Source organism: Streptococcus moroccensis, assembly GCF_030812835.1.
Taxonomy (GTDB): Bacteria; Bacillota; Bacilli; order Lactobacillales; family Streptococcaceae; genus Streptococcus; species Streptococcus moroccensis.
Genome location: NZ_JAUSTM010000013.1, coordinates 1 through 22,075 on the forward strand (window position 1 = coordinate 1; position 22,075 = coordinate 22,075).

Consider the following 22,075-nt stretch of genomic DNA (forward strand, 5'->3'; position numbering starts at 1 on the left):
TGAAACTCAAAGGAATTGACGGGGGCCCGCACAAGCGGTGGAGCATGTGGTTTAATTCGAAGCAACGCGAAGAACCTTACCAGGTCTTGACATCCCAGTGACCGTCCTAGAGATAGGATTTTTCTTCGGAACACTGGTGACAGGTGGTGCATGGTTGTCGTCAGCTCGTGTCGTGAGATGTTGGGTTAAGTCCCGCAACGAGCGCAACCCCTATTGTTAGTTGCCATCATTTAGTTGGGCACTCTAGCGAGACTGCCGGTAATAAACCGGAGGAAGGTGGGGATGACGTCAAATCATCATGCCCCTTATGACCTGGGCTACACACGTGCTACAATGGTTGGTACAACGAGTCGCAAGCCGGTGACGGCAAGCTAATCTCTTAAAGCCAATCTCAGTTCGGATTGGAGGCTGCAACTCGCCTCCATGAAGTCGGAATCGCTAGTAATCGCGGATCAGCACGCCGCGGTGAATACGTTCCCGGGCCTTGTACACACCGCCCGTCACACCACGAGAGTTTGTAACACCCGAAGTCGGTGAGGTAACCTATTAGGAGCCAGCCGCCTAAGGTGGGATAGATGATTGGGGTGAAGTCGTAACAAGGTAGCCGTATCGGAAGGTGCGGCTGGATCACCTCCTTTCTAAGGAAATGGAACTGCACGATCGTCTTATTTAGTTTTGAGTGGTTTTAGTAAACCAATTGAAGATGTGGGGCCTTAGCTCAGCTGGGAGAGCGCCTGCTTTGCACGCAGGAGGTCAGCGGTTCGATCCCGCTAGGCTCCATAGACAACGAAGTCTATAAAATAGGAGACCATTGAAAATTGAATATCTATATCAAATTCCACGATTCAAGAAATTGGATTGTAGAAAAGTAACAAGAAAATAAACCGAAACGCTGTAGTATTGAGTTTTTTAATATTATAAAGAATTAATTTAAAGGTTAAGTTAATAAGGGCGCACGGTGGATGCCTTGGCACTAGAAGCCGAAGAAGGACGTGACTAACGACGAAATGCGTTGGGGAGCTGTAAGTAAGCGAAGATCCAGCGATGTCCGAATGGGGGAACCCGGCAGCTAATGGCTGTCACTCACCACTGTTAAGGTGGTGAAGAGGAAGACGCAGTGAACTGAAACATCTAAGTAGCTGCAGGAAGAGAAAGCAAACGCGATTGCCTTAGTAGCGGCGAGCGAAACGGCAGGAGGGCAAACCGGAGTGTTTACACTCCGGGGTTGTAGGACTGCGACGTGGGACTATAAAGGATAGAAGAATGACCTGGGAAGGTCAGCCAAAGAGAGTAACAGCCTCGTATTTAAAATCCTGAGTAGCCCTAGCAGTATCCTGAGTACGGCGAGACACGCGAAATCTCGTCGGAATCTGGGAGGACCATCTCCCAACCCTAAATACTCTCTAGTGACCGATAGTGAACCAGTACCGTGAGGGAAAGGTGAAAAGCACCCCGGAAGGGGAGTGAAATAGAACCTGAAACCGTGTGCCTACAACAAGTTCGAGCCCGTTAATGGGTGAGAGCGTGCCTTTTGTAGAATGAACCGGCGAGTTACGTTATGATGCGAGGTTAAGTTGAAGAGACGGAGCCGAAGGGAAACCGAGTCTTAATAGGGCGGATTAGTATCATGATGTAGACCCGAAACCATGTGACCTACCCATGAGCAGGTTGAAGGTGCGGTAAAACGCACTGGAGGACCGAACCAGGGCACGTTGAAAAGTGCTTGGATGACTTGTGGGTAGCGGAGAAATTCCAAACGAACTTGGAGATAGCTGGTTCTCTCCGAAATAGCTTTAGGGCTAGCGTCGACATTAAGATCTCTTGGAGGTAGAGCACTGTTTGGGTGAGGGGTCCATCTCGGATTACCAATCTCAGATAAACTCCGAATGCCAAAGAGATATGGTCGGCAGTCAGACTGCGAGTGCTAAGATCCGTAGTCGAAAGGGAAACAGCCCAGACCACCAGCTAAGGTCCCAAAATAACTGTTAAGTGGAAAAGGATGTGGGGTTGCACAGACAACTAGGATGTTAGCTTAGAAGCAGCTATTCATTCAAAGAGTGCGTAATAGCTCACTAGTCGAGTGACCCTGCGCCGAAAATGTACCGGGGCTAAACAGTTTACCGAAGCTGTGGATAACACGTAAGTGTTATGGTAGGAGAGCGTTCTATATGTGAAGAAGGTGTACCGTGAGGAGCGCTGGAACGTATAGAAGTGAGAATGCCGGTATGAGTAGCGCAAGACAGGTGAGAATCCTGTCCACCGTAAGACTAAGGTTTCCAGGGGAAGGCTCGTCCGCCCTGGGTTAGTCGGGACCTAAGGAGAGACCGAAAGGTGTATCCGATGGCCAACAGGTTGATATTCCTGTACTAGAGTATATAGTGATGGAGGGACGCAGTAGGCTAACTAAAGCAGGCGATTGGAAGAGCCTGTCTAAGCAGTGAGGTGTGAGATGAGTCAAATGCTTATCTCTATAACATTGAGCTGTGATGGGGAGCGAAGTTTAGTAGCGAAGTTAGTGATGTCACACTGCCAAGAAAAGCTTCTAGCGTTAATTATACTCTACCCGTACCGCAAACCGACACAGGTAGTCGAGGCGAGTAGCCTCAGGTGATCGAGAGAACTCTCGTTAAGGAACTCGGCAAAATGACCCCGTAACTTCGGGAGAAGGGGTGCTGATTTAGGTCAGCCGCAGTGAATAGGCCCAAGCAACTGTTTATCAAAAACACAGCTCTCTGCTAAATCGTAAGATGATGTATAGGGGGTGACGCCTGCCCGGTGCTGGAAGGTTAAGAGGAGCGCTTAGCGAAAGCGAAGGTGTGAATTGAAGCCCCAGTAAACGGCGGCCGTAACTATAACGGTCCTAAGGTAGCGAAATTCCTTGTCGGGTAAGTTCCGACCCGCACGAAAGGCGTAATGATTTGGGCACTGTCTCAACGAGAGACTCGGTGAAATTTTAGTACCTGTGAAGATGCAGGTTACCCGCGACAGGACGGAAAGACCCCATGGAGCTTTACTGCAGTTTGATATTGAGTATCTGTACCACATGTACAGGATAGGTAGGAGCCAATGAAGTCGGGACGCCAGTTTCGACAGAGGCGTTGTTGGGATACTACCCTTGTGTTATGGCTACTCTAACCCGGATTGGTTATCCCAATCGGAGACAGTGTCTGACGGGCAGTTTGACTGGGGCGGTCGCCTCCTAAAGCGTAACGGAGGCGCCCAAAGGTTCCCTCAGATTGGTTGGAAATCAATCGCAGAGTGTAAAGGTATAAGGGAGCTTGACTGCGAGAGCTACAACTCGAGCAGGGACGAAAGTCGGGCTTAGTGATCCGGTGGTACCGTATGGAAGGGCCATCGCTCAACGGATAAAAGCTACCCTGGGGATAACAGGCTTATCTCCCCCAAGAGTTCACATCGACGGGGAGGTTTGGCACCTCGATGTCGGCTCGTCGCATCCTGGGGCTGTAGTCGGTCCCAAGGGTTGGGCTGTTCGCCCATTAAAGCGGCACGCGAGCTGGGTTCAGAACGTCGTGAGACAGTTCGGTCCCTATCCGTCGCGGGCGTAGGAAATTTGAGAGGCTCTGCTCCTAGTACGAGAGGACCAGAGTGGACTTACCGCTGGTGTACCAGTTGTCTCGCCAGAGGCATCGCTGGGTAGCTATGTAGGGAAGGGATAAACGCTGAAAGCATCTAAGTGTGAAACCCACCTCAAGATGAGATTTCCCATAACTTTATGTTAGTAAGGGCCCTGAGAGAAGATCAGGTTGATAGGTTAGGAGTGTAAGTATGGTGACATATGAAGCGGACTAATACTAATCGCCCGAGGACTTATCCGAGAATAAGTTAAGAGAACGTTAAGAAAAGCGTATGATTTCAGGAAATCCACGCAGAAGTCTCAGGACTTCAAGAGGATTTATCTAAATCACTAGCTTTTTAGTTCGAATACAATTAAACAGTATTGACAGCATTTGGAAAACTTGTTATAGTATAGATATTCAATTTTGAGTGGTTTCACTCAGCGATAGTTAAGCGATGATAGCCTAGGAGATACACCTGTACCCATGCCGAACACAGCAGTTAAGCCCTAGAACGCCTGAAGTAGTTGGGGGTTTCCCCCTGTGAGATACGGAAGTCGCTTAGCGCATAGGGAGTTTAGCTCAGCTGGGAGAGCATCTGCCTTACAAGCAGAGGGTCAGCGGTTCGATCCCGTTAACTCCCATTTTAATAAGCGGGTGTAGTTTAGTGGTAAAACTACAGCCTTCCAAGCTGTTGTCGCGAGTTCGATTCTCGTCACCCGCTTTGAACATAGTGTTCATATACCAAGCATATTTATGGCTTGGGCGCGTAGCTCAGATGGTTAGAGCGCACGCCTGATAAGCGTGAGGTCGATGGTTCGATTCCATTCGTGCCCATTAACTGAATAAGTTAAAAATGGTCCGTTGGTCAAGGGGTTAAGACACCGCCTTTTCACGGCGGTAACACGGGTTCGAATCCCGTACGGACTATTTTAGGAGGATTACCCAAGTCCGGCTGAAGGGAACGGTCTTGAAAACCGTCAGGCGTGTAAAAGCGTGCGTGGGTTCGAATCCCACATCCTCCTTTTTTTATTATCGCGGGATGGAGCAGTTAGGTAGCTCGTCGGGCTCATAACCCGAAGGTCGTAGGTTCAAATCCTGCTCCCGCAATGTTGGCTCGGTAGCTCAGTTGGTAGAGCAATGGATTGAAGCTCCATGTGTCGGCGGTTCGATTCCGTCTCGCGCCATATTAATTTAATAATTCTGGAGAGATAGCGAAGAGGCTAAACGCGGCGGACTGTAAATCCGCTCCTTCGGGTTCGGGGGTTCGAATCCCTCTCTCTCCATACCTTTACGGGCATAGTTTAAAGGTAGAACTAAGGTCTCCAAAACCTTCAGTGTGGGTTCAATTCCTACTGCCCGTGTAATAATATGGCGGGTGTGGTGAAGTGGTTAACACATCAGATTGTGGCTCTGACATTCGTGGGTTCGATTCCCATCACTCGCCTATTTTATTTATGGGGTATAGCCAAGCGGTAAGGCAAGGGACTTTGACTCCCTCATGCGTTGGTTCGAATCCAGCTACCCCAGTAATCATTGTGCCGGCGTGGCGGAATTGGCAGACGCGCTGGACTCAAAATCCAGTGTCCTCACGGACGTGCCGGTTCGACCCCGGCCGCCGGTATCGCATAATGTAGTTGAAAAGACAAGGCCTAACTAACCTTGTCTTTTCTCTTTGTCGACTTTTAGGCTAGTTTTCAACTGTTGTGGGTTGGTGAATATTGAAGTTAGGAGGACTACATAGGTTCACATTTTTGTAACGACTAAAGGTATGTCGGATATCTGGATCCAATCCTGAGGGTGTGCATTAATTAGTTGTGGGATAGCTTTTCGAAAATATTACATATAATGAAATTTTATAGTCATCAAAATGATACTATTGTCATATAACGCTTTCAATACTTGATATATTAGCTTTTTTTATGTCATACTACACTAACCTTAAAAGAATCTTAAACTTTTTCTTAAAATTACCTTAAAAATGATTGACATTTATTCAGGTGTGTTATATACTATAATCAATCCCGATGGGAAAAAAATAAAATTTTAGGAGATTTTTTAAAATGAAAAAATCAGTTCTTATGCTTGCTTTGGCAGGTTTGTTGGTAGCTCCAACTGCAGTTCTTGCTGGTGAAGTTGGCTCTTATGTTGATGGTTCTTTAATTGTGGAAAAAGATTTAACATCTGATGAAGATCAAGAGCGTAACCGTACTGAAGAGCATGATCCAGTATTTATCGTTGATAATGAAGGTGGTAAAACTGATAATCGTGGAGCTGCTCCAGTTGGACCAGATGGAAAACCTCTTCCACGTGTAAACATCGATGTTCCTTTCGGTGAGCCTACTCCATTCTCTCCAGCTGAAGAAACTCCAGCTCCAGAAGTTAAAGAAGAAACTAAAGCTTCTGAAGACAAAAAAGCTGAAGGCGCTAAAGAAGTTAAAGCTGCTGCAACTAAAACTGGTTCAAAAGCACTTCCAAAAACATCTGCAGCTAAATAATTTAGTTTGCTAAATGAAAAGTTGCCTTCGGGCAACTTTTTCTATTTTTAGAGGAGAAATCATGACAAACAAAAAATTGTGGTCAAGACTTATAGCTCTCGTGACTGTTGCCCTTTTATTTTTAGCAGGTTGTGGAAATAAGGAAGCTGAGAAAGCTGAAAAAACAACAACACCGCTTCAGATTGAATCGACTTACACAGTTAGTGATGAGGAAAAAGCAGAACGTCAGGCTCAGTTTGAAAGCTTAAAAGCGATAAATAGTGAAGCTGTTGCCTATATTTATGCTCCGGGTACCTTGCTAGATGAACCTGTTGTTCAGACGACAGACAATGCTACCTACCTCGACAAAACCTTTGAGGGTGGCTATGAGCCATATATGGGGACTGTCTTTATGGATATGGATAATGCGGCTGACTTTAGTGATAATCTCACCTGGCTATTTGGTCATGCTCGTGGTAGCACGGTTCCTGATCACCGGATGTTCAATGATGTCAACTATTATGATGATCAGGCCTTCTTTGATGAGCATCCTTATGTGGTGGTTCAAACCCCTGAGAGAAACTATTATTATGAAGCAGCCTTCTTGATTATCGTTCCTGAGACGACAGCTTACTACCGGACAGAGTTTGATAGTGATGAGCAGTTTGCTCAGCAGTTAACGGAAGTGAGTGAGCAGGCCCACACGAAGAATGCTACTATCAAAATCTCTGAGTCAGATAAGTACTTGGTCTTGTCAACCTGTCGTGAGGATGATGAAACGATTCGTTCGAACCTATACTTGCGTCAAATTCCTGATTCTGAGTTGACAGAATTCTTGGCTGAGAATGAAGGGAAATTGGCTTACACGCCAACCCGTTAATAAATAAAAAGAAGTTGGGAGTCCAGCTTCTTTTTTGCTTATTTTAAAAGTAGGGCTATTTGTGTAGGTGCGTGTCCCATTTGGTCTGAAAAGATAGTATAATAGAGACAGATGAAAAGGAGGATACTATGGCTAAGTTTGGTTTTTTAGAGGTGTTGGATGAGCTGTTAGAGCAGCGTTTCACTTATGACTACGAGATTAACTGGGATAAGAAGAATCATGCGGTGGAACTTGGTTTTGTGCTTGAGGTGCAAAATGCGTCTGCTGTGCAGACGGTGGATGCGGATGGGGAACTGTCTGATCAGGATATTCTTTTTGAAGATGTGTTGGTCTTTTATAACCCAGAGAAAAGCAAGATTGACGTGGATGACTACCTGGTTGCTCTGCCTTATGAGCCGAAAAAAGGCCTCTCACGAGAGTTTTTGACCTATCTGGTTCAGTTCCTAGATGAGACTGCAGAACGTGGTCTGGATGATTTGATGGACTTTCTGGCTGATCCTGAGGCTGAGGCATTTGCTATTGTCTGGGACAAGGAGGCTTTTGAGGCTGGCTTAGAGAAGCTAGAGGAGTCTACTTTTTACCCCTATCCGAGGTATTAGGATGTTAGATAAACGGTTTTCTTTTTCAGGGGTGAAGCTGGCGCTTTTTTGTGAGGGTCAGGTCTTGACGATTTTGAGAGATGATATAAAGAGCATTCCTTTTCCGAATTTTTGGGACCTGCCAGGTGGTGGCCGTGAGGAGAATGAGACGCCTTTTGAGTGTGTGGCTCGTGAGGTTTATGAGGAACTTAACATAAGGCTGAGTCCGGAGCAAATTGCTTGGGTTAAGGCCTATCAGGGAGTGGTCGATCCTGATCAGACCTCGGTTTTTATGGTTGGTGAGTTAGCTCGGTCGGAGCATGAGGCGATAAGATTCGGCGATGAAGGGCAGGGGTACAGGCTCATGCCTGTTGACGATTTTTTGACCGACAAGCAGGTGATTCCGCAGTTGCAGGAGCGGTTATGGGATTATGTAAGGGATTAATACAGTAGTTATTCGACTAGCGTGTGATGAAAGGGACGAATGATAAGATGAACAACTGGCAAGAATTAACCATCACCATCAACCGTGAGGCGGAAGAGATGGTGAGCAACTTATTGATTGAGACAGGAAGTCAGGGTGTGGCCATTAGCGACACGGCAGACTACCTGGATAAGGAAGACCATTTCGGAGAGATTGTACCGGAAGTGGCACAGTCTGACCGGATCGCAGTGACTGCCTATTACCCTGATACGGTGGCTATTGATGTGGTCAAAGCAGAGCTGGAGACAGGTCTGAAACAACTCGCTGAGTTTGGAGTGGACGCTGGGGATATCCAGATTTTCAGCCAGGAATTGGCCGAGGAAGATTGGGCGGACAACTGGAAGAAATACTACGAGCCTACTCGGATTACTCATGACTTGACCATTGTGCCAAGCTGGACAGACTATGAAGCAGGAGCGGGTGAGAACATCATCAAACTAGACCCAGGCATGGCCTTTGGGACAGGGACCCACCCGACGACCAAGATGAGTCTTTTTGCCCTGTCACAAGTCTTGCGTGGTGGAGAGACCGTGATTGATGTGGGGACTGGTTCGGGGGTCCTTTCGATCGCTAGCTCACTCCTCGGGGCAAAAGAAATTTTTGCCTATGATTTGGACGATGTGGCGGTGCGCGTGGCTCAAGAAAATATTGAGCTCAACCACAATATGGACAACATCCATGTGGCAGCAGGCGACCTTCTAAAAGGTGTGGACCATGAAGCGGATGTCATCGTGGCCAATATCTTGGCAGATATTCTCATTCATCTGACAGAAGACGCCTACCGATTGGTCAAGGACGAAGGTTACCTGATCATGTCGGGTATTATCTCTGAAAAATGGGATATGGTCCGTTTGGCAGCTGAAAGTGCAGGCTTTTTCCTCGAGACCCATATGATCCAGGGCGAGTGGAATTGCTGCGTCTTTAAGAAGACGGATGACCGTTCCGGTGTGATTGGAGGCTAGATGCAACAGTATTTTGTAAAAGGCAACGCAGAAAATCCAGTGACCATCACCGATAAGGAAACGGCCAAGCACATGTTTTCGGTCATGCGCTTGGCAGCAGGCGATGAAGTGGTCTTGGTCTTTGATGACGGGGTGAAACGCCTGGCGCGTGTCCTTTCTAGTCAAGACCAGCAGTTTGAACTGGTCGAAAACTTGGCAGAAAATGTCGAGATGCCTGTCGAGGTGACCATCGCTTCAGGCTTTCCAAAAGGGGACAAGCTGGAACTCATCAGTCAAAAAGCGACTGAACTGGGTGCATCGGCTATCTGGGCCTATCCTGCTGACTGGTCTGTGGTCAAGTGGGACGGCAAGAAGTTGGCTAAAAAAGAGGACAAGCTGGCTAAGATTGTCTTGGGGGCTGCAGAGCAGTCAAAACGCAACCGTGTGCCTGAAGTCAAACTCTTTGACACTAAAAAAGACCTGCTAGCTCGCTTAGCAGACTTTGACAAGATATTTATTGCCTATGAGGAAACAGCTAAGGCAGGAGAACGCTCTGCGCTGGCTCAGGAGCTGGCCCAGATCACACCGGGCCAAAAACTCCTCTTTGTATTTGGGCCAGAAGGTGGGATTTCACCACAGGAAATTGAATCCTTCGAGGCGGCTGGTGGGATTAAAGTGGGCCTTGGCCCTCGGATTATGCGGACAGAAACAGCTCCTCTTTATGCCCTATCAGCAGTGAGTTATGCTTTGGAACTAGCTGATCATGATTGAGAGAGTGGGATAGAAGTCATGATTTCAAAGAAATTGACTTCCCCTCGCTTTTGCAGTTTTTCGGTTCAGGCTGAGAAGGTCTATCCCCAGACCTTCTCACTCCCACCCCCGCATAGCTCAAACAGTCAGAAAGTGACTGTTTGAGGTTGGAAATAGTGGAAACGGCGTTTCCCTCTTTTGTTAGGGCTATAATAGCTGATTAAATCGGCGACTTAGAGCCCACTCAGCAGTGGCTCATCGGTGCTAAAGCATCTAATGACCTGTGCAGGGGTAACACTAAAACTGGCATAGCCAGTGAGTGTTACTCCCAACCACTGCGTCTTGTTTAACTGATGATAAATGATTAGGAGGCTGGGACTTGTCCCAGCTTCTTTTTTTGAAGCGTTTTTGTCAGAAGTTTTCCACAGGTTGTGGAAAATCAGTGAAAATTTGACTTGAAAAATTTGGAAAACAAGCGGTTATAAGTCTAAAATGAGGTTTTGTTTTCCACATTAGAACGTATTTATCCACAAAACTGTGGATAAGTCTGTGTACACAAGAAGATTTTGGCTGTATCAGTTGAAAAAAGCAGGCCGCTCTGCTATTTTTCCAAAAAAATGGTAAAATAAGAACAAGATTTCAAGGAGATGTGCGGGTATGCCGAAAGAAGTGAATTTGACGGGCGAAGAGGTTGTGGCTTTAACAGCTCGCTATTTGAGTGAGAGCGATGTTACTTTTGTAAAGAAAGCTTTGGATTATGCAGTGGAGAGCCACGAGGGGCAGTTCCGTCAGTCGGGGGAACCCTACATTATTCATCCGATTCAGGTGGCTGGGATTTTGGCTGGTCTGCATCTGGATGCTGTGACCGTTGCCTGTGGGTTTTTGCATGATGTGGTTGAAGACACGGAAATCACTCTGGATGATCTAGAACGTGATTTTGGTGAGGATGTTGCTAAGATTGTGGATGGGGTCACTAAGCTCGGTAAGGTTGAATATAAGAGCCACGAGGAGCAGTTGGCAGAAAATCACCGCAAGATGTTGATTGCTATGTCAGAGGACATGCGGGTGATTTTGGTTAAGCTGGCAGATAGGCTCCATAATATGCGCACTATTAAGCATCTGCGTAAGGATAAGCAAGAGCGGATTTCACGTGAAACCATGGAAATTTATGCACCTTTAGCTCATCGTTTGGGGATTTCCTCCATGAAGTGGGAGCTGGAGGACATGAGTTTTCGTTACCTTAACGAAGAAGAGTTTTACCGAATTTCACGGCTGATGAAGGAGAAGCGTCGTGAACGCGAGGCCTTGGTTGAAGAGGTTGTGGAAAAGATTACAACCTATACAGAGGAACGGAATTTAAGGGGCCAGGTTTATGGGCGTCCTAAGCATATTTACTCCATTTATCGTAAGATGCACGATAAGCATAAGCGCTTCGATGAGCTATATGACTTGATTGCCATTCGCTGTTTAATGGACACTCCGAGTGATGTTTATGCCATGCTAGGTTATATTCATGAGCTTTGGCGTCCGATGCCTGGTCGCTTTAAGGATTATATTGCCAATCCTAAGGCTAATGGCTACCAGTCCATTCATACGACGGTTTACGGGCCTAAAGGGCCGATTGAGTTTCAGATTCGGACCTATGAGATGCATGAGGTGGCAGAATATGGGGTAGCAGCTCACTGGGCCTATAAAAAAGGGGTCAAGGGCAAGGTCGATGAGAAGGAAACAGCACTTGGCATTTCATGGATTGCTAATATGCTGGACCTCCAGGCCGATAGTGATGACGCCCAAGGTTTTGTGTCATCGGTTAAAGAAGATATCTTTACCGAGCGTATCTACGTCTTCACACCAAATGGCGATGTTCGGGAATTACCTAAAGATTCAGGGCCGATTGACTTTGCCTATGACATTCACACTAATGTCGGTGAGAAGGCAACAGGGGCTAAGGTGAACGGTCGGATGGTGCCTCTGACGACCAAGCTTAAGACGGGTGATCAGGTGGAAATCATCACCTCAAGCAATTCCTTTGGTCCGAGCCGTGACTGGATCAATATTGTCAAAACTCACAAGGCTAGAAATAAGATTCGCCAATTTTTCAAAAACCAAGACAAGGAGCTCTCCATCACTAAGGGGCGCGAAATGCTCCAAGATATTTTGCAGGAAAATGGTTATGTCGCCAATAAATATTTAGACCGCAAGCATATGGAAGAGGCCTTGCAAAAAACGGGTTACAAAACCGAGGAGGCTGTCTATGCCGCCATTGGGTTTGGCGAGGTGTCACCGGTCTCTATTTTTAACCGTTTGACGGAAAAAGAACGCCGTGAAGCCGAGCGGGCTAAGGCCAAGGCGGTCGCGGACGAGTTGGTCAAGGGCGGAGAGATCAAGCAGGAGAACCACAAAGAAAATCTCAAGGTTAAGCATGAGGGAGGTGTCATCATTCAAGGGGCATCTGGCCTGATGATGCGGATTGCCAAATGTTGTAGTCCTGTGCCGGGTGATGAGATTGTGGGTTATATTACCAAAGGCCGTGGGGTAGCTATTCACCGGACGGACTGTATGAACCTTAAGAGTCAAGAAAACTATGAGCAGCGTTTAATCGATGTGGAATGGGAAGACTCTAACTCTAATAAGGAGTATTTGGCTGAAATTGATATTTATGGGCTGAACCGTTCTGGTCTTTTGAACGATGTTCTTAAGGTTTTGACCAACTCCAATCACAATATTTCAAGCGTCAATGCCCAGCCGACCAAGGATATGAAGTTTGCTAATATCCATGTCAGCTTCTTTATCTCAAACTTATCGAGCCTGACGACCATTGTTGACAAGGTCAAGTCAGTTCCTGAGGTCTACTCTGTTAAACGAACCAATGGTTAAAAAGGTCTGGGGGACCTTTTTAATCCGGAAATAGGAAAGAGATTATGAAAATTATTGTACAGCGCGTGTCCGAGGCTCAGGTAGAGATTGAGGGGCGCGTGCAGGGAAAGATTGGCCAAGGGCTTCTGCTGCTAGTCGGCATAGCGCCTGAAGACACATCGGCAGATTTGGACTATGCTGTCCGAAAACTCGTCAACATGCGGATTTTTTCAGATGCAGCAGGAAAGATGAATCTATCTGTTCAGGATATTGGTGGGCAAATCCTCTCGATCTCTCAGTTTACCCTTTTTGCGGATACCAAGAAAGGCAATCGTCCAGTCTTCAATGGTGGTGCTGCACCTGACAAAGCAAGTCAGCTTTATGACCAATTGAATGCCCTGTTAGCCCAGCATGTTCCTGTGGAAACAGGTCTCTTTGGCGCTGATATGCAGGTCAGTCTAGTCAATGATGGTCCTGTGACGATAGTGCTCGATACACAGATGACATAAAAATTCTCCAAGTTTGGCTTGGAGAATTTTTTTAAGTATTTGATTAACAGGGGCTTTTCCGTTATAGGTAAAGAAAACTGGCGATGCCCATCATGATGGGGAAGCTGATGAGCGACAGGACAGTCGTTAGGAGGACTAGGCGTGAACCGTACTGGTAATCCCCACCATAGACTTGGCTGAGAAGGGCTGCATTCATGGCTGTTGGGGAGCAGGAGGCGATCGTTAAGGCCAGCTTGAGTGCTGGGACATTTAAAGGAAGCAACCAGATAATGAGGGTAGAAATGAGGGAGGTAAGGATTAGTCTAAGAAAAGCTGTCCAGTATGCAGGCAGATAGCAGAAAACTTCGCGCCAATTTGCCTTATAAAAATAAGTTCCAAGGACAAGGGTTGATAAGGGGGTATTGAGTTGGGCGAAACTGCTGACAGCATCAATAAGAACAGTTGGCAGGGCAAATGGGAGGAGAAAACAGATGAGACCTATTGCCGTAGAAATGGAGGCAGGGTTTAGCAGAGCTGTGCGAAGCGAAACCTTGGATTTGTCTTGCGTGATAAGGTAGATGCCATAGGTCCATTGCATGATTTGGTTGGCAACGACAAAGCCTGAAATATAAAAAACGGCATCATTACCGCCAACGGCGAGGGCTAGTGGGGTACCTAGGAACCCCACATTCGCAAAAAGAACAGCGTATGTATCAATCGGACGCCCTTTTGGAACTAAAAATCGGGTGAGTACAATACGGGTAATGAGGATAAAGAAGGCCATGGCGATGGTGACCAGGAGGTAAATCAGGCGATCTCTGGAAAAATCAGCCTTTAAAAAGGTCGATACAAACAGGCTGGGGGCCACATACATGGTTAAGAGCTTTGAGAGTTGGCGCGTGATGTCTTTGGTTAGGATGTTGCGGGCCAGAAAATAGCCCATTCCCATGAGGAGAAAGAGGACAAGAAGTTTTTGAAAGACCATGAGGGCTATTGACATGAGGACCACCTTTCTAACTATTCATTATAGCACAATATGGCAATGTTGATTTTGAAAAATCAGCCATTTTCAGAAAAAATTACGAAACTGGTTAAAAAGTTTTGACTATTTAACTGGTTAATGATAAAATAGTCTATGTTAACAAAAAATAAAGGAAATCATGATGACCGAATTAGCAAAACAAATTGATCAAGCGATCAATACCATTATTCTCAAATCTGAGAACCATTTAGAACTTTTGGTTGGGGACTGTAAGAGTGACGTGTCATTGACCAATACGCAAGAGCATATTCTCATGCTCATTAATGATGGCATTGTCAATAACTCGGACCTAGCCAAGGCTCTCAATGTTAGCCAGGCTGCTGTGACCAAGGCCATTAAATCTTTGATTGCTCAAGGGATGTTGGAGTCTGCCAAGGATGCCAAGGACGGCCGTATGACTTATTATCAGTTGACTGACTTGGCTAAGCCAATTGCTGAGGAGCATGAACATCACCATGCTCATACACTAAGCACGTATGATACCGTTATTGCCGGTTATTCTCAGGAAGAGCAAGCATTAGTTAGTCGTTTCCTCAAGGACTTGCTTGGCAAGATTGAGGAGGCTTAATGCGCTATATCACAGTTGAAAACTTAGCCTTCCAATATGACAAAGAGCCTGTTTTAGACAAGATTTCCTATCATTTAGACAGTGGGGAATTTGTGACCTTGACAGGGGAAAACGGTGCAGCAAAGACGACCTTGGTCAAGGCAACTCTAGGCATTTTAAAACCCCAAGTCGGCAAGGTTGATATCTCAAAGACTAGTATTTCAGGGCAAAAATTACGAATGGCTTATCTGCCACAACAAGTGGCTAGCTTTAATGCGGGCTTTCCGTCCACCGTTTATGAATTTGTCAAATCAGGCCGCTACCCGCGTCAAGGATGGTTCCGTAAGCTGACTGAGCACGATGAAGAGCATATTAAGGTCAGTCTCGAAGCCGTTGGCATGTGGGAACAACGGAATAGTCGCTTAGGGTCACTTTCAGGGGGCCAGAAGCAACGGACCGTAATTGCCAGGATGTTTGCCAGTGACCCGGATATCTTTATCTTGGATGAGCCGACGACAGGGATGGACATTAGCTCTAAGGAAGAGTTTTATGGGCTCATGCACCATTCCGCTAAAAAGCATGGTAAGTCAGTGCTCATGATCACTCATGACCCTGATGATGTGCAAAAATTTGCCGATCGCAATATCCATCTCGTGCGTAACCAGGACTCTCCTTGGCGATGTTTTAACCTCCACGAGACCCACCACCATCACGTCGAAGAGGAGGTGGACCATGCTTAGTCTGTTTGATTATGCCTTTATGCAACGGGCCTTCCTCGCTATGATTGCCATTGCAGCTTTCGCTCCGATCCTAGGGATTTTCCTGATTTTACGACGTCAGTCTTTGATGAGTGATACGCTAAGTCACGTTTCCCTAGCAGGGGTGGCATTTGGCTTGATTTTGGGAATCGATGTCAGTGTCTCAACCATTATTGTGGTCTTGATCGCTGCGGTGTTCTTAGAGTATTTGCGGACTATTTACAAGGACTTTATGGAGATTGGGACCGCTATTCTCATGTCGACAGGGTTGGCTATCTCTCTGATTGTGACTAGTAAGTCTGGCGGATCCTCCAGCATGAGCCTAGACCAGTACTTGTTCGGGTCGATATTGACCATTACATCGACGCAGGTGATGGCCTTGTTCGCCATCGCGGTGATTGTGCTTATTTTGACGGCTCTCTTTATCCGTCCCATGTACATCCTGACCTTTGATGAGGATACTGCTTATGTCGATGGTTTGCCCGTGCGGACCATGTCTATCCTCTTTAACATGGTGACGGGGGTGGCTATTGCCCTCATGATTCCTGCAGCAGGTGCCCTTTTAGTCTCAACGATTATGGTCTTACCAGCCTCTATCGCTCTGCGTTTGGGCAAGAGCTTTAAAACGGTTATGGCCCTCTCGGTTCTTATAGGATTTGTGGGTATGCTTTCTGGTCTCTATATTTCCTACTATATGGAAACACCGGCCTCAGCAAGTATCACCATGATTTTTATCACCATTTTCTTGGTGGTCAATCTATTGAAAAAGTTTAAAAAATAAAGGAGATTTTCTCATGAAAAAATGGGCTTTACTAGGCTTGTCTTTATCTGTAGCCTTATTAGCTGCTTGTTCCAATCAAGTAGGTTCTGAAGAACCGACGATTGTGACAACCTTCTACCCAGTTTACGAATTTACCAAAGAAATTGCAGGGGATGAAGCGAATGTAGAACTCTTAATCGAAGCAGGGACAGAGGTGCATGGGTATGAGCCATCTGCTAAGGCTATTGCAACGATTGAAGATGCGGATGCCTTTGTCTATGCCAATGAAAACATGGAAACCTGGGTACATGAATTAGAAGAAAACCTTGAAAAATCAAAATCAGATGTCAAGGTCATCTCCGCAACAGAAGGGATGTTACTCCTACCAGGTTCTGATGATCACGACCATGACCATGCCCATGGAGAAGACGGGCATACTCATGAATACGATCCCCATGTTTGGGTCTCTCCTTACCGAGCTGTGAAGATGGTAGAGGCTATTCGTGACCAATTAATTGAAGCTTATCCCGAAGACAAGGATGCCTTCACTAAGAATGCAGAGGCTTATCTGAAAGAACTTGAAGCGCTTGATCAAGAGTATACAGATACTTTATCACAAGCTAAGCAAAAAAGCTTCGTAACCCAGCATGCGGCCTTTAATTACCTTGCCCTTGACTATGGATTGACACAAGTTTCTGTATCAGGATTGACCCCTGAGGCTGAGCCGTCAGCAACCCGTTTGGCAGAATTGTCTGAGTACATCAAAGAAAATGGCATTAAGTACATTTACTTTGAAGAAACAGCTTCCTCAGCGGTGGCTGAAACCTTGGCCAAGGAAACAGGTGTGGAGACAGCCGTTCTTAACCCACTTGAAAGTTTAACAGCTGAAGCTATGAAGGCTGGAGAAACCTATATTTCAACGGCTGAAGCCAACCTTGAGGCCTTGAAATTAACAACAGAGACCGAAGGTCCTGAAATTCAACCCGAAGAAGCCGTAGATACGAAGACGGTTTACAATGGCTACTTTGAAGACAGTGACGTTGCAGACCGTGAGCTTTCAGACTACGCTGGTGATTGGCAATCCGTTTACCCTTACCTATTAGATGGGACATTTGACCAAGTTTGGGACTACAAGGCTAAAAAGTCTAATGGTACCATGACTGCTGCAGAGTACAAAGATTACTATGACATTGGTTACAAGACGGATGTTGAACAAATCAAGATTGATGGCGATACGATGGAATTCTTTGTTGACGGCAAAGGCCACAAGAACACCTACAAGTATGTTGGCTATGAAATCTTGACCTACAAAAAAGGCAACCGTGGCGTACGCTTCCTCTTTGAAGCGACCAACGAAGATGCGGGTGACTACAAGTATGTTCAGTTTAGCGACCACAATATTGCTCCAGTGAAAACAGGTCACTTCCATATCTACTTTGGTAGCGACAGTCAAGAAAAACTGCTAGAAGAAATGGATAACTGGCCAACTTACTACCCAACAGGTATGGATTCCTTTGAGATTGCCCAAGAAATGTTGGCCCACTAATCATATGGACACTTCCTCAAAAATGAGGGAGTGTTTTCTTGACATTTTTTGTTTACAGTTGTAAACTATAGGTATAGATAATGATTACAATTGTAAACGAAAGGAGTAGCTATGGAAAGAGAGAGCATGTCTCAGGCGGAATGGCAGGTCATGCGCGTGCTTTGGGCCAATCCAGGGGCGACTAGTGCCCAAGTGATCGCACATTTAAGCAAGGCTTATAACTGGCAGGCCGCAACCATCAAAACCTTATTGGGTCGCCTGAAAACCAAGGGTTTGGTCAGAACAGAACAAGTGGGTAAGAAATTTGCCTACTATGCCCAGGTTTCTGAAGCAGATCATCTAACCCAGAGCCTTGAGACCATACAAAGCAGTATTTGCAACACTAAGCATGTGGATTTGGTCTCCTTGTTGCTGTCTCAAGGAGAATTCAGCCAGGCTGACTTAGAGCGGATCAGCCAAGAAGCTCTGGCTCAAAAAACTACAGCCCCAGCAACCTTGGCTTGTAACTGTTTAGCAGGTCAATGCACTTGTGGGCAACACGGAGGACACTGCCATGACTGAAAAAACCTTTACATTAACAGGGATGACCTGTGCGGCCTGTGCTGCGACCATCGAAATGGTCGTTGGAGAGTTACCGGGTGTACGCGAAGCAACGGTTAACCTTGCGACAGAGCGTTTGGTCGCTAAGACAGAAGATCCTGATTTTGACTGGGATCAAGTCATAGCAGAAGTTGCAGCAGCTGGCTATGGCGCTAGCGAAAAAACAGAGCGTGGGCAATCGGCTTATCAAGCTGAAAAAGCGGAACGCCAAGCGCGCTACCAAAAGAAGAAGCAGGAAACCTTTCTTGCCCTAGCGCTGACAATTCCCTTGCTCTACCTTTCCATGGGGACCATGGTGGGCTTGCCGGTCCCTGATAGTTTATCTCCAGATCTAGCACCCTTAAATTTTGCGTTAGCGCAGTTGGTTCTGACCTTGCCAGTCATGTGGCTCGGGCGCGGCTTTTACCAAAGAGGGTTAAAAACCCTTTTTAAAGGCCATCCCAATATGGATAGCCTGATAGCAGTAGGTACCGGTGCGGCCTTTGTTTATGGCCTTTATGCTATCTATGGGATTTCTCTGGGAGAGCACCATTTTGCCCACCACCTGTATCTGGAATCAGTAGCAGTTATCATCAGTTTGATCATGGTCGGAAAACTCCTAGAAGCAAGAGCCAAGGGGCAAACCTCACAAGCTATTGAACACCTTATGAATCTGGCCCCTAAAAAGGCGACCGTTATTCGCTATGATCAGGTGGTTGAAATTGACACCGAGGACATCCGAGTAGGCGATATTGTCCGAGTCAAACCAGGAGAAAGTATTCCCGTTGATGGGGAAATCATTGCAGGTCAAACCAGTGTTGATGAAGCGATGATCACAGGCGAGAGCATGCCAGTGACCAAGGCAGTTGGGGATACCGTTATTAGCGCCACCATTAACCAAAACGGTAGTATTGATTATCAGGCCACTCGGGTTGGAGAGGACACGACTCTAGCTCAGATTATTCAACTCGTCGAGCATGCGCAAGGGTCTAAGGCGCCGATTGCTGCGATGGCAGATCGCATTTCCCTCTACTTTGTTCCTATAGTGATTGGACTAGCCCTTCTAGCAGCCTTAGCTTGGATGATTTTTGGAGGGAAGGATATCGATTTCGCCCTTCAAATTTTTGTCTCTGTTCTTGTGATTGCCTGTCCCTGTGCTTTGGGACTCGCTACCCCGACAGCCATTATGGTCGGAACCGGTAAGGGGGCTGAACAGGGCATTCTCGTTAAGTCTGGTCAAGCTTTGGAATCCGCTCATCTCGTGAATACCGTTGTCTTGGATAAGACAGGAACCATTACGGAAGGTCGCCCACGCGTCACGAGTCTCCATCCTCAAGGCTCATGGACCGAGCAGGAACTCTTGCAGCTGGCAGCTTCCAGTGAAGTCGGTTCAGAGCACCCTCTGGCTAAAGCTCTTTTAGATGCGGCTAAAGAGGCAGGACTGGATTTATTGCCTGTCACCGATTTCCAGGCCATATCTGGAAAAGGCTTGACAGCTCGCTATAAGAACCACCAGCTGGCCCTGGGGAATGCCAAGTTAATGGCGCAGCAGGGGGTAGACATTTCCAGTCTAGCTAGTACCGACGCCCTACTGGCCCAATCTGGTCAGACCCCTCTCTATCTCTCCTCTGATGATCAATTGGCAGGCCTTATCGCAGTCGCAGATCAGGTCAAGTCAACCAGTCAGGCTGCCATTGAGCAACTCAAGGCGATGGGATTGACCGTTGTCATGCTGACAGGAGACCACGAAGGCACTGCTCAAGCGATAGCGGCCGAGGTCGGTGTCACCGAGGTGATTAGCCAAGTTCTCCCCGCGGACAAGGTCCAAGCGGTTGAACGCTTACAAGCTAGCGGACAACGAGTAGCCATGGTTGGTGATGGGATTAATGATGCCCCTGCTTTAGTCCAATCTGATGTTGGTATCGCGATTGGTTCTGGCACGGATGTAGCCATTGAATCAGCAGATATCGTGCTCATGCATGGAAACCTTGAAGATGTTCCAGCAGCCCTCAAACTGAGTCGGGCGACCATTCGTAACATCAAGCAAAACCTTTTCTGGGCTTTTGCTTATAACATTCTTGGCATTCCTGTAGCTATGGGCTTGCTTTACCTCTTTGGAGGGCCTTTGCTTGATCCTATGTTAGCGGGCTTAGCCATGAGTCTTAGCTCAGTCTCTGTTGTCACTAATGCTCTTAGACTGCGTTATCTAAAATCCTAACCCACCCTTTGGAAACAAAAACTGACAAGCACCTCTGTATGGTGATTGTCAGCAGTTCCCAATCGTTTTATATGGCCTAGAAAAAGATCTTGGTCATCCATCCATATAGAAAGAAGGTTTATGATGAAACAAATCCTTACCATTGAAAACATGTCTTGTGACCACTGTGTGGCGCGTGTTACCGAAAAATTAAGTCAATTAGCTGGCGTTGAACAAGTAGTGGTTGATCGTGAAAAAGGGGAAGCAGGTGTTTCGACAGCTGAAGCCTATACGCAAGAAGACTATCAAGACGCCCTAGCTAAAACCATCTATAAGGTATCAGCAGTGTCCTAATTGGAATACTATAATTTCAGGAAGCAATTCTTAATGAGTAGAGGCTGAGGCTGGGACAAAAGTCCTAGCCTCTTTTTGGTAGATTTTTAAAAAAGTTTGAGAAAAACATCACAAAATAATTGAAAACGATTGCAAAATGTATTATAATAATCTCGAAAATGAAAAAAGTCACAAGGAGGACTGAACATGAAAGCAGTCGTTGTTAACCAAGAAGGTGTTTATCCTGAAATTGCCGAACATGAGGTAAGAGCTCTTGAAGCGGGAGAGGCCCTCGTTGATATTGAATATTGTGGGGTTTGCCACACTGATTTGCACGTAGCTTTGGGAGATTTTGGGAAAGTTCCAGGGCGTGTCTTAGGACATGAAGGGATTGGGGTTGTTCGTGAAGTGGCTCCTGATGTTACTAGCCTTAAACCAGGTGATCGCGTTTCTGTCGCATGGTTCTTTGAAGGCTGTGGCCGTTGTGAATACTGTACAACAGGTAACGAAACCCTTTGCCGTTCTGTTAAAAATGCAGGCTATTCTGTAGATGGCGGAATGGCTGAACAATGTATTGTGACTGCTGACTATGCTGTCAAAGTGCCAGACGGTCTTGATCCAGCACAAGCTAGTTCCATTACCTGTGCAGGAGTAACAACTTACAAAGCGATCAAATGTGCTAAACCAACTCCTGGCCAATGGGTGGTAATTTATGGAGCTGGTGGGCTTGGTAACCTGGCTATTCAGTATGCTAAAAATGTCTTTAACTGCCATGTCGTAGCTGTTGATATCAATCAAGACAAGCTCGATTTAGCTTTAGAATCTGGCGCTGACTTTGTCGTAAATGGTCGAGAAGTCGAAGATGTCGCAGGACTTATCCAAGAAAAAACAGGTGGTGTTCACGTTGCCGTGGTCACTGCTGTATCTAAGGTTGCCTTCAACCAAGCCATTGATTCTGTGCGTGCAGCAGGCAAGGTCGTTGCGGTTGGCTTGCCGTCAGAAACGATGGATGTGCCAATCGTGAAAACCGTTCTTGACGGTATCGAAATTATCGGTTCCTTGGTTGGAACACGTAAAGACCTTGAAGAAGCGTTCCAATTCGGAGCTGAAGGCAAGGTTGTCCCTGTCGTTGAAAAACGTCCAGTTGAAGACGCTGTTGCTGTCTTTGATGAAATGGCGGCTGGAACTATCCAAGGTCGTATGGTACTCGATTTCACCAAATAACGTCCAAGCAATAGAAGACAAACCAGTTGGCTAAGGCCGGCTGGTTTTTGGTTGCCTGAA

17 protein-coding genes, 13 tRNA genes and 3 rRNA genes are annotated in these 22,075 nt (G+C 46.5%); 32 read left to right on the forward strand and 1 reads right to left on the reverse strand.

Translation table 11 applies throughout. The features are described from left to right. The 24 genes from J2S23_RS07030 to dtd all read left to right on the forward strand — a co-directional run. Positions 1–638 (forward strand): 16S ribosomal RNA (locus J2S23_RS07030); the annotation flags it as partial. 69 nt (positions 639–707) lie between these two features. Then, positions 708–780 (forward strand) — tRNA-Ala (locus J2S23_RS07035). Positions 781–935: 155 nt separating this feature from the next. After that, positions 936–3,836 (forward strand): 23S ribosomal RNA (locus tag J2S23_RS07040). 189 nt (positions 3,837–4,025) lie between these two features. Further along, positions 4,026–4,141, forward strand: a 5S ribosomal RNA gene (gene rrf, locus J2S23_RS07045). A gap of 5 nt (positions 4,142–4,146) precedes the next feature. Further along, a tRNA-Val gene (locus tag J2S23_RS07050) sits at positions 4,147–4,219 on the forward strand. 9 nt (positions 4,220–4,228) lie between these two features. Next, a tRNA-Gly gene (locus J2S23_RS07055) sits at positions 4,229–4,299 on the forward strand. A 39-nt stretch (positions 4,300–4,338) separates the two neighbouring features. Next, positions 4,339–4,412 (forward strand) — tRNA-Ile (locus tag J2S23_RS07060). A gap of 21 nt (positions 4,413–4,433) precedes the next feature. Beyond that, positions 4,434–4,505 (forward strand) — tRNA-Glu (locus tag J2S23_RS07065). Positions 4,506–4,510: 5 nt separating this feature from the next. Then, positions 4,511–4,600: transfer RNA gene (locus J2S23_RS07070), tRNA-Ser, on the forward strand. A gap of 11 nt (positions 4,601–4,611) precedes the next feature. Next, positions 4,612–4,685, forward strand: a tRNA-Met gene (locus tag J2S23_RS07075). Positions 4,686–4,689: 4 nt separating this feature from the next. Next, positions 4,690–4,762, forward strand: a tRNA-Phe gene (locus J2S23_RS07080). Positions 4,763–4,780: 18 nt separating this feature from the next. Beyond that, positions 4,781–4,861, forward strand: a tRNA-Tyr gene (locus J2S23_RS07085). Between the two features lie 7 nt (positions 4,862–4,868). Further along, positions 4,869–4,939 (forward strand) — tRNA-Trp (locus J2S23_RS07090). Between the two features lie 10 nt (positions 4,940–4,949). Then, a tRNA-His gene (locus J2S23_RS07095) sits at positions 4,950–5,022 on the forward strand. Between the two features lie 11 nt (positions 5,023–5,033). Then, positions 5,034–5,105: transfer RNA gene (locus J2S23_RS07100), tRNA-Gln, on the forward strand. Between the two features lie 10 nt (positions 5,106–5,115). Continuing rightward, positions 5,116–5,199: transfer RNA gene (locus J2S23_RS07105), tRNA-Leu, on the forward strand. Between the two features lie 439 nt (positions 5,200–5,638). Continuing rightward, positions 5,639–6,073 (forward strand): NADH-quinone oxidoreductase subunit E, encoded by a 435-nt coding sequence (locus tag J2S23_RS07110; protein ID WP_307122040.1) that lies wholly within the window; start codon positions 5,639–5,641, stop codon positions 6,071–6,073. Positions 6,074–6,134: 61 nt separating this feature from the next. Then, positions 6,135–6,932 (forward strand): class B sortase, LPKTxAVK-specific, encoded by a 798-nt coding sequence (gene srtB, locus J2S23_RS07115; protein WP_307122041.1) that lies wholly within the window; start codon positions 6,135–6,137, stop codon positions 6,930–6,932. Positions 6,933–7,060: 128 nt separating this feature from the next. After that, a complete protein-coding gene (locus J2S23_RS07120; RefSeq protein ID WP_307122042.1) occupies positions 7,061–7,531 on the forward strand; it encodes a DUF3013 family protein in 471 nt (156 codons plus the stop codon). 1 nt (position 7,532) lies between these two features. Next, positions 7,533–7,955 (forward strand): NUDIX hydrolase, encoded by a 423-nt coding sequence (locus J2S23_RS07125; RefSeq protein WP_370868702.1) that lies wholly within the window; start codon positions 7,533–7,535, stop codon positions 7,953–7,955. Between the two features lie 47 nt (positions 7,956–8,002). Next, a complete protein-coding gene (gene prmA, locus J2S23_RS07130) occupies positions 8,003–8,956 on the forward strand; it encodes a 50S ribosomal protein L11 methyltransferase (RefSeq protein ID WP_307122095.1) in 954 nt (317 codons plus the stop codon). Further along, a complete protein-coding gene (locus J2S23_RS07135) occupies positions 8,957–9,706 on the forward strand; it encodes a 16S rRNA (uracil(1498)-N(3))-methyltransferase (protein ID WP_307122043.1) in 750 nt (249 codons plus the stop codon). A gap of 636 nt (positions 9,707–10,342) precedes the next feature. After that, the gene (locus J2S23_RS07140; RefSeq protein WP_307122044.1) at positions 10,343–12,562 is read left to right on the forward strand and encodes a RelA/SpoT family protein; all 2,220 of its coding nucleotides are present in this window, start codon (positions 10,343–10,345) and stop codon (positions 12,560–12,562) included. A 44-nt stretch (positions 12,563–12,606) separates the two neighbouring features. After that, positions 12,607–13,050, forward strand: coding sequence for a D-aminoacyl-tRNA deacylase (dtd, locus tag J2S23_RS07145; RefSeq protein ID WP_307122045.1), 444 nt, complete (start codon positions 12,607–12,609; stop codon positions 13,048–13,050). A 61-nt stretch (positions 13,051–13,111) separates the two neighbouring features. Here the strand turns inward: dtd and J2S23_RS07150 are convergent, their stop codons facing one another. Beyond that, positions 13,112–14,029, reverse strand: coding sequence for an AEC family transporter (locus J2S23_RS07150; protein ID WP_307122046.1), 918 nt, complete (start codon positions 14,027–14,029; stop codon positions 13,112–13,114). A 163-nt stretch (positions 14,030–14,192) separates the two neighbouring features. Between J2S23_RS07150 and J2S23_RS07155 the strand changes: the two genes are divergently transcribed. From J2S23_RS07155 to adhP, 8 genes are all read left to right on the forward strand, one after another. Beyond that, positions 14,193–14,639 (forward strand): zinc-dependent MarR family transcriptional regulator, encoded by a 447-nt coding sequence (locus tag J2S23_RS07155; protein ID WP_307122047.1) that lies wholly within the window; start codon positions 14,193–14,195, stop codon positions 14,637–14,639. Further along, entirely contained in the window at positions 14,639–15,358 is a 720-nt protein-coding gene (locus J2S23_RS07160; RefSeq protein WP_307122048.1) for a metal ABC transporter ATP-binding protein, read from the forward strand. The genes J2S23_RS07155 and J2S23_RS07160 overlap by 1 nt, the downstream gene beginning before the upstream one ends. Continuing rightward, the gene (locus tag J2S23_RS07165; RefSeq protein WP_307122049.1) at positions 15,351–16,157 is read left to right on the forward strand and encodes a metal ABC transporter permease; all 807 of its coding nucleotides are present in this window, start codon (positions 15,351–15,353) and stop codon (positions 16,155–16,157) included. The genes J2S23_RS07160 and J2S23_RS07165 overlap by 8 nt, the downstream gene beginning before the upstream one ends. Positions 16,158–16,170: 13 nt before the next feature. Beyond that, positions 16,171–17,682 carry a metal ABC transporter solute-binding protein, Zn/Mn family gene (locus J2S23_RS07170; protein WP_307122050.1) on the forward strand — a complete coding sequence of 504 codons (1,512 nt, stop codon included), beginning with the start codon at positions 16,171–16,173 and terminating at the stop codon, positions 17,680–17,682. 111 nt (positions 17,683–17,793) lie between these two features. Then, on the forward strand, positions 17,794–18,243 hold the full coding sequence (locus J2S23_RS07175) for a CopY/TcrY family copper transport repressor (protein WP_307122051.1): 450 nt from the start codon (positions 17,794–17,796) through the stop codon (positions 18,241–18,243). Then, on the forward strand, positions 18,236–20,479 hold the full coding sequence (locus J2S23_RS07180) for a heavy metal translocating P-type ATPase (RefSeq protein WP_307122052.1): 2,244 nt from the start codon (positions 18,236–18,238) through the stop codon (positions 20,477–20,479). Before J2S23_RS07175 ends, J2S23_RS07180 begins: the two co-directional genes overlap by 8 nt. 120 nt (positions 20,480–20,599) lie before the next feature. Then, entirely contained in the window at positions 20,600–20,812 is a 213-nt protein-coding gene (locus J2S23_RS07185) for a heavy-metal-associated domain-containing protein (protein WP_370868703.1), read from the forward strand. A 186-nt stretch (positions 20,813–20,998) separates the two neighbouring features. Beyond that, positions 20,999–22,015 (forward strand): alcohol dehydrogenase AdhP, encoded by a 1,017-nt coding sequence (gene adhP, locus J2S23_RS07190; RefSeq protein WP_307122053.1) that lies wholly within the window; start codon positions 20,999–21,001, stop codon positions 22,013–22,015. Positions 22,016–22,075 lie beyond the last annotated feature (60 nt).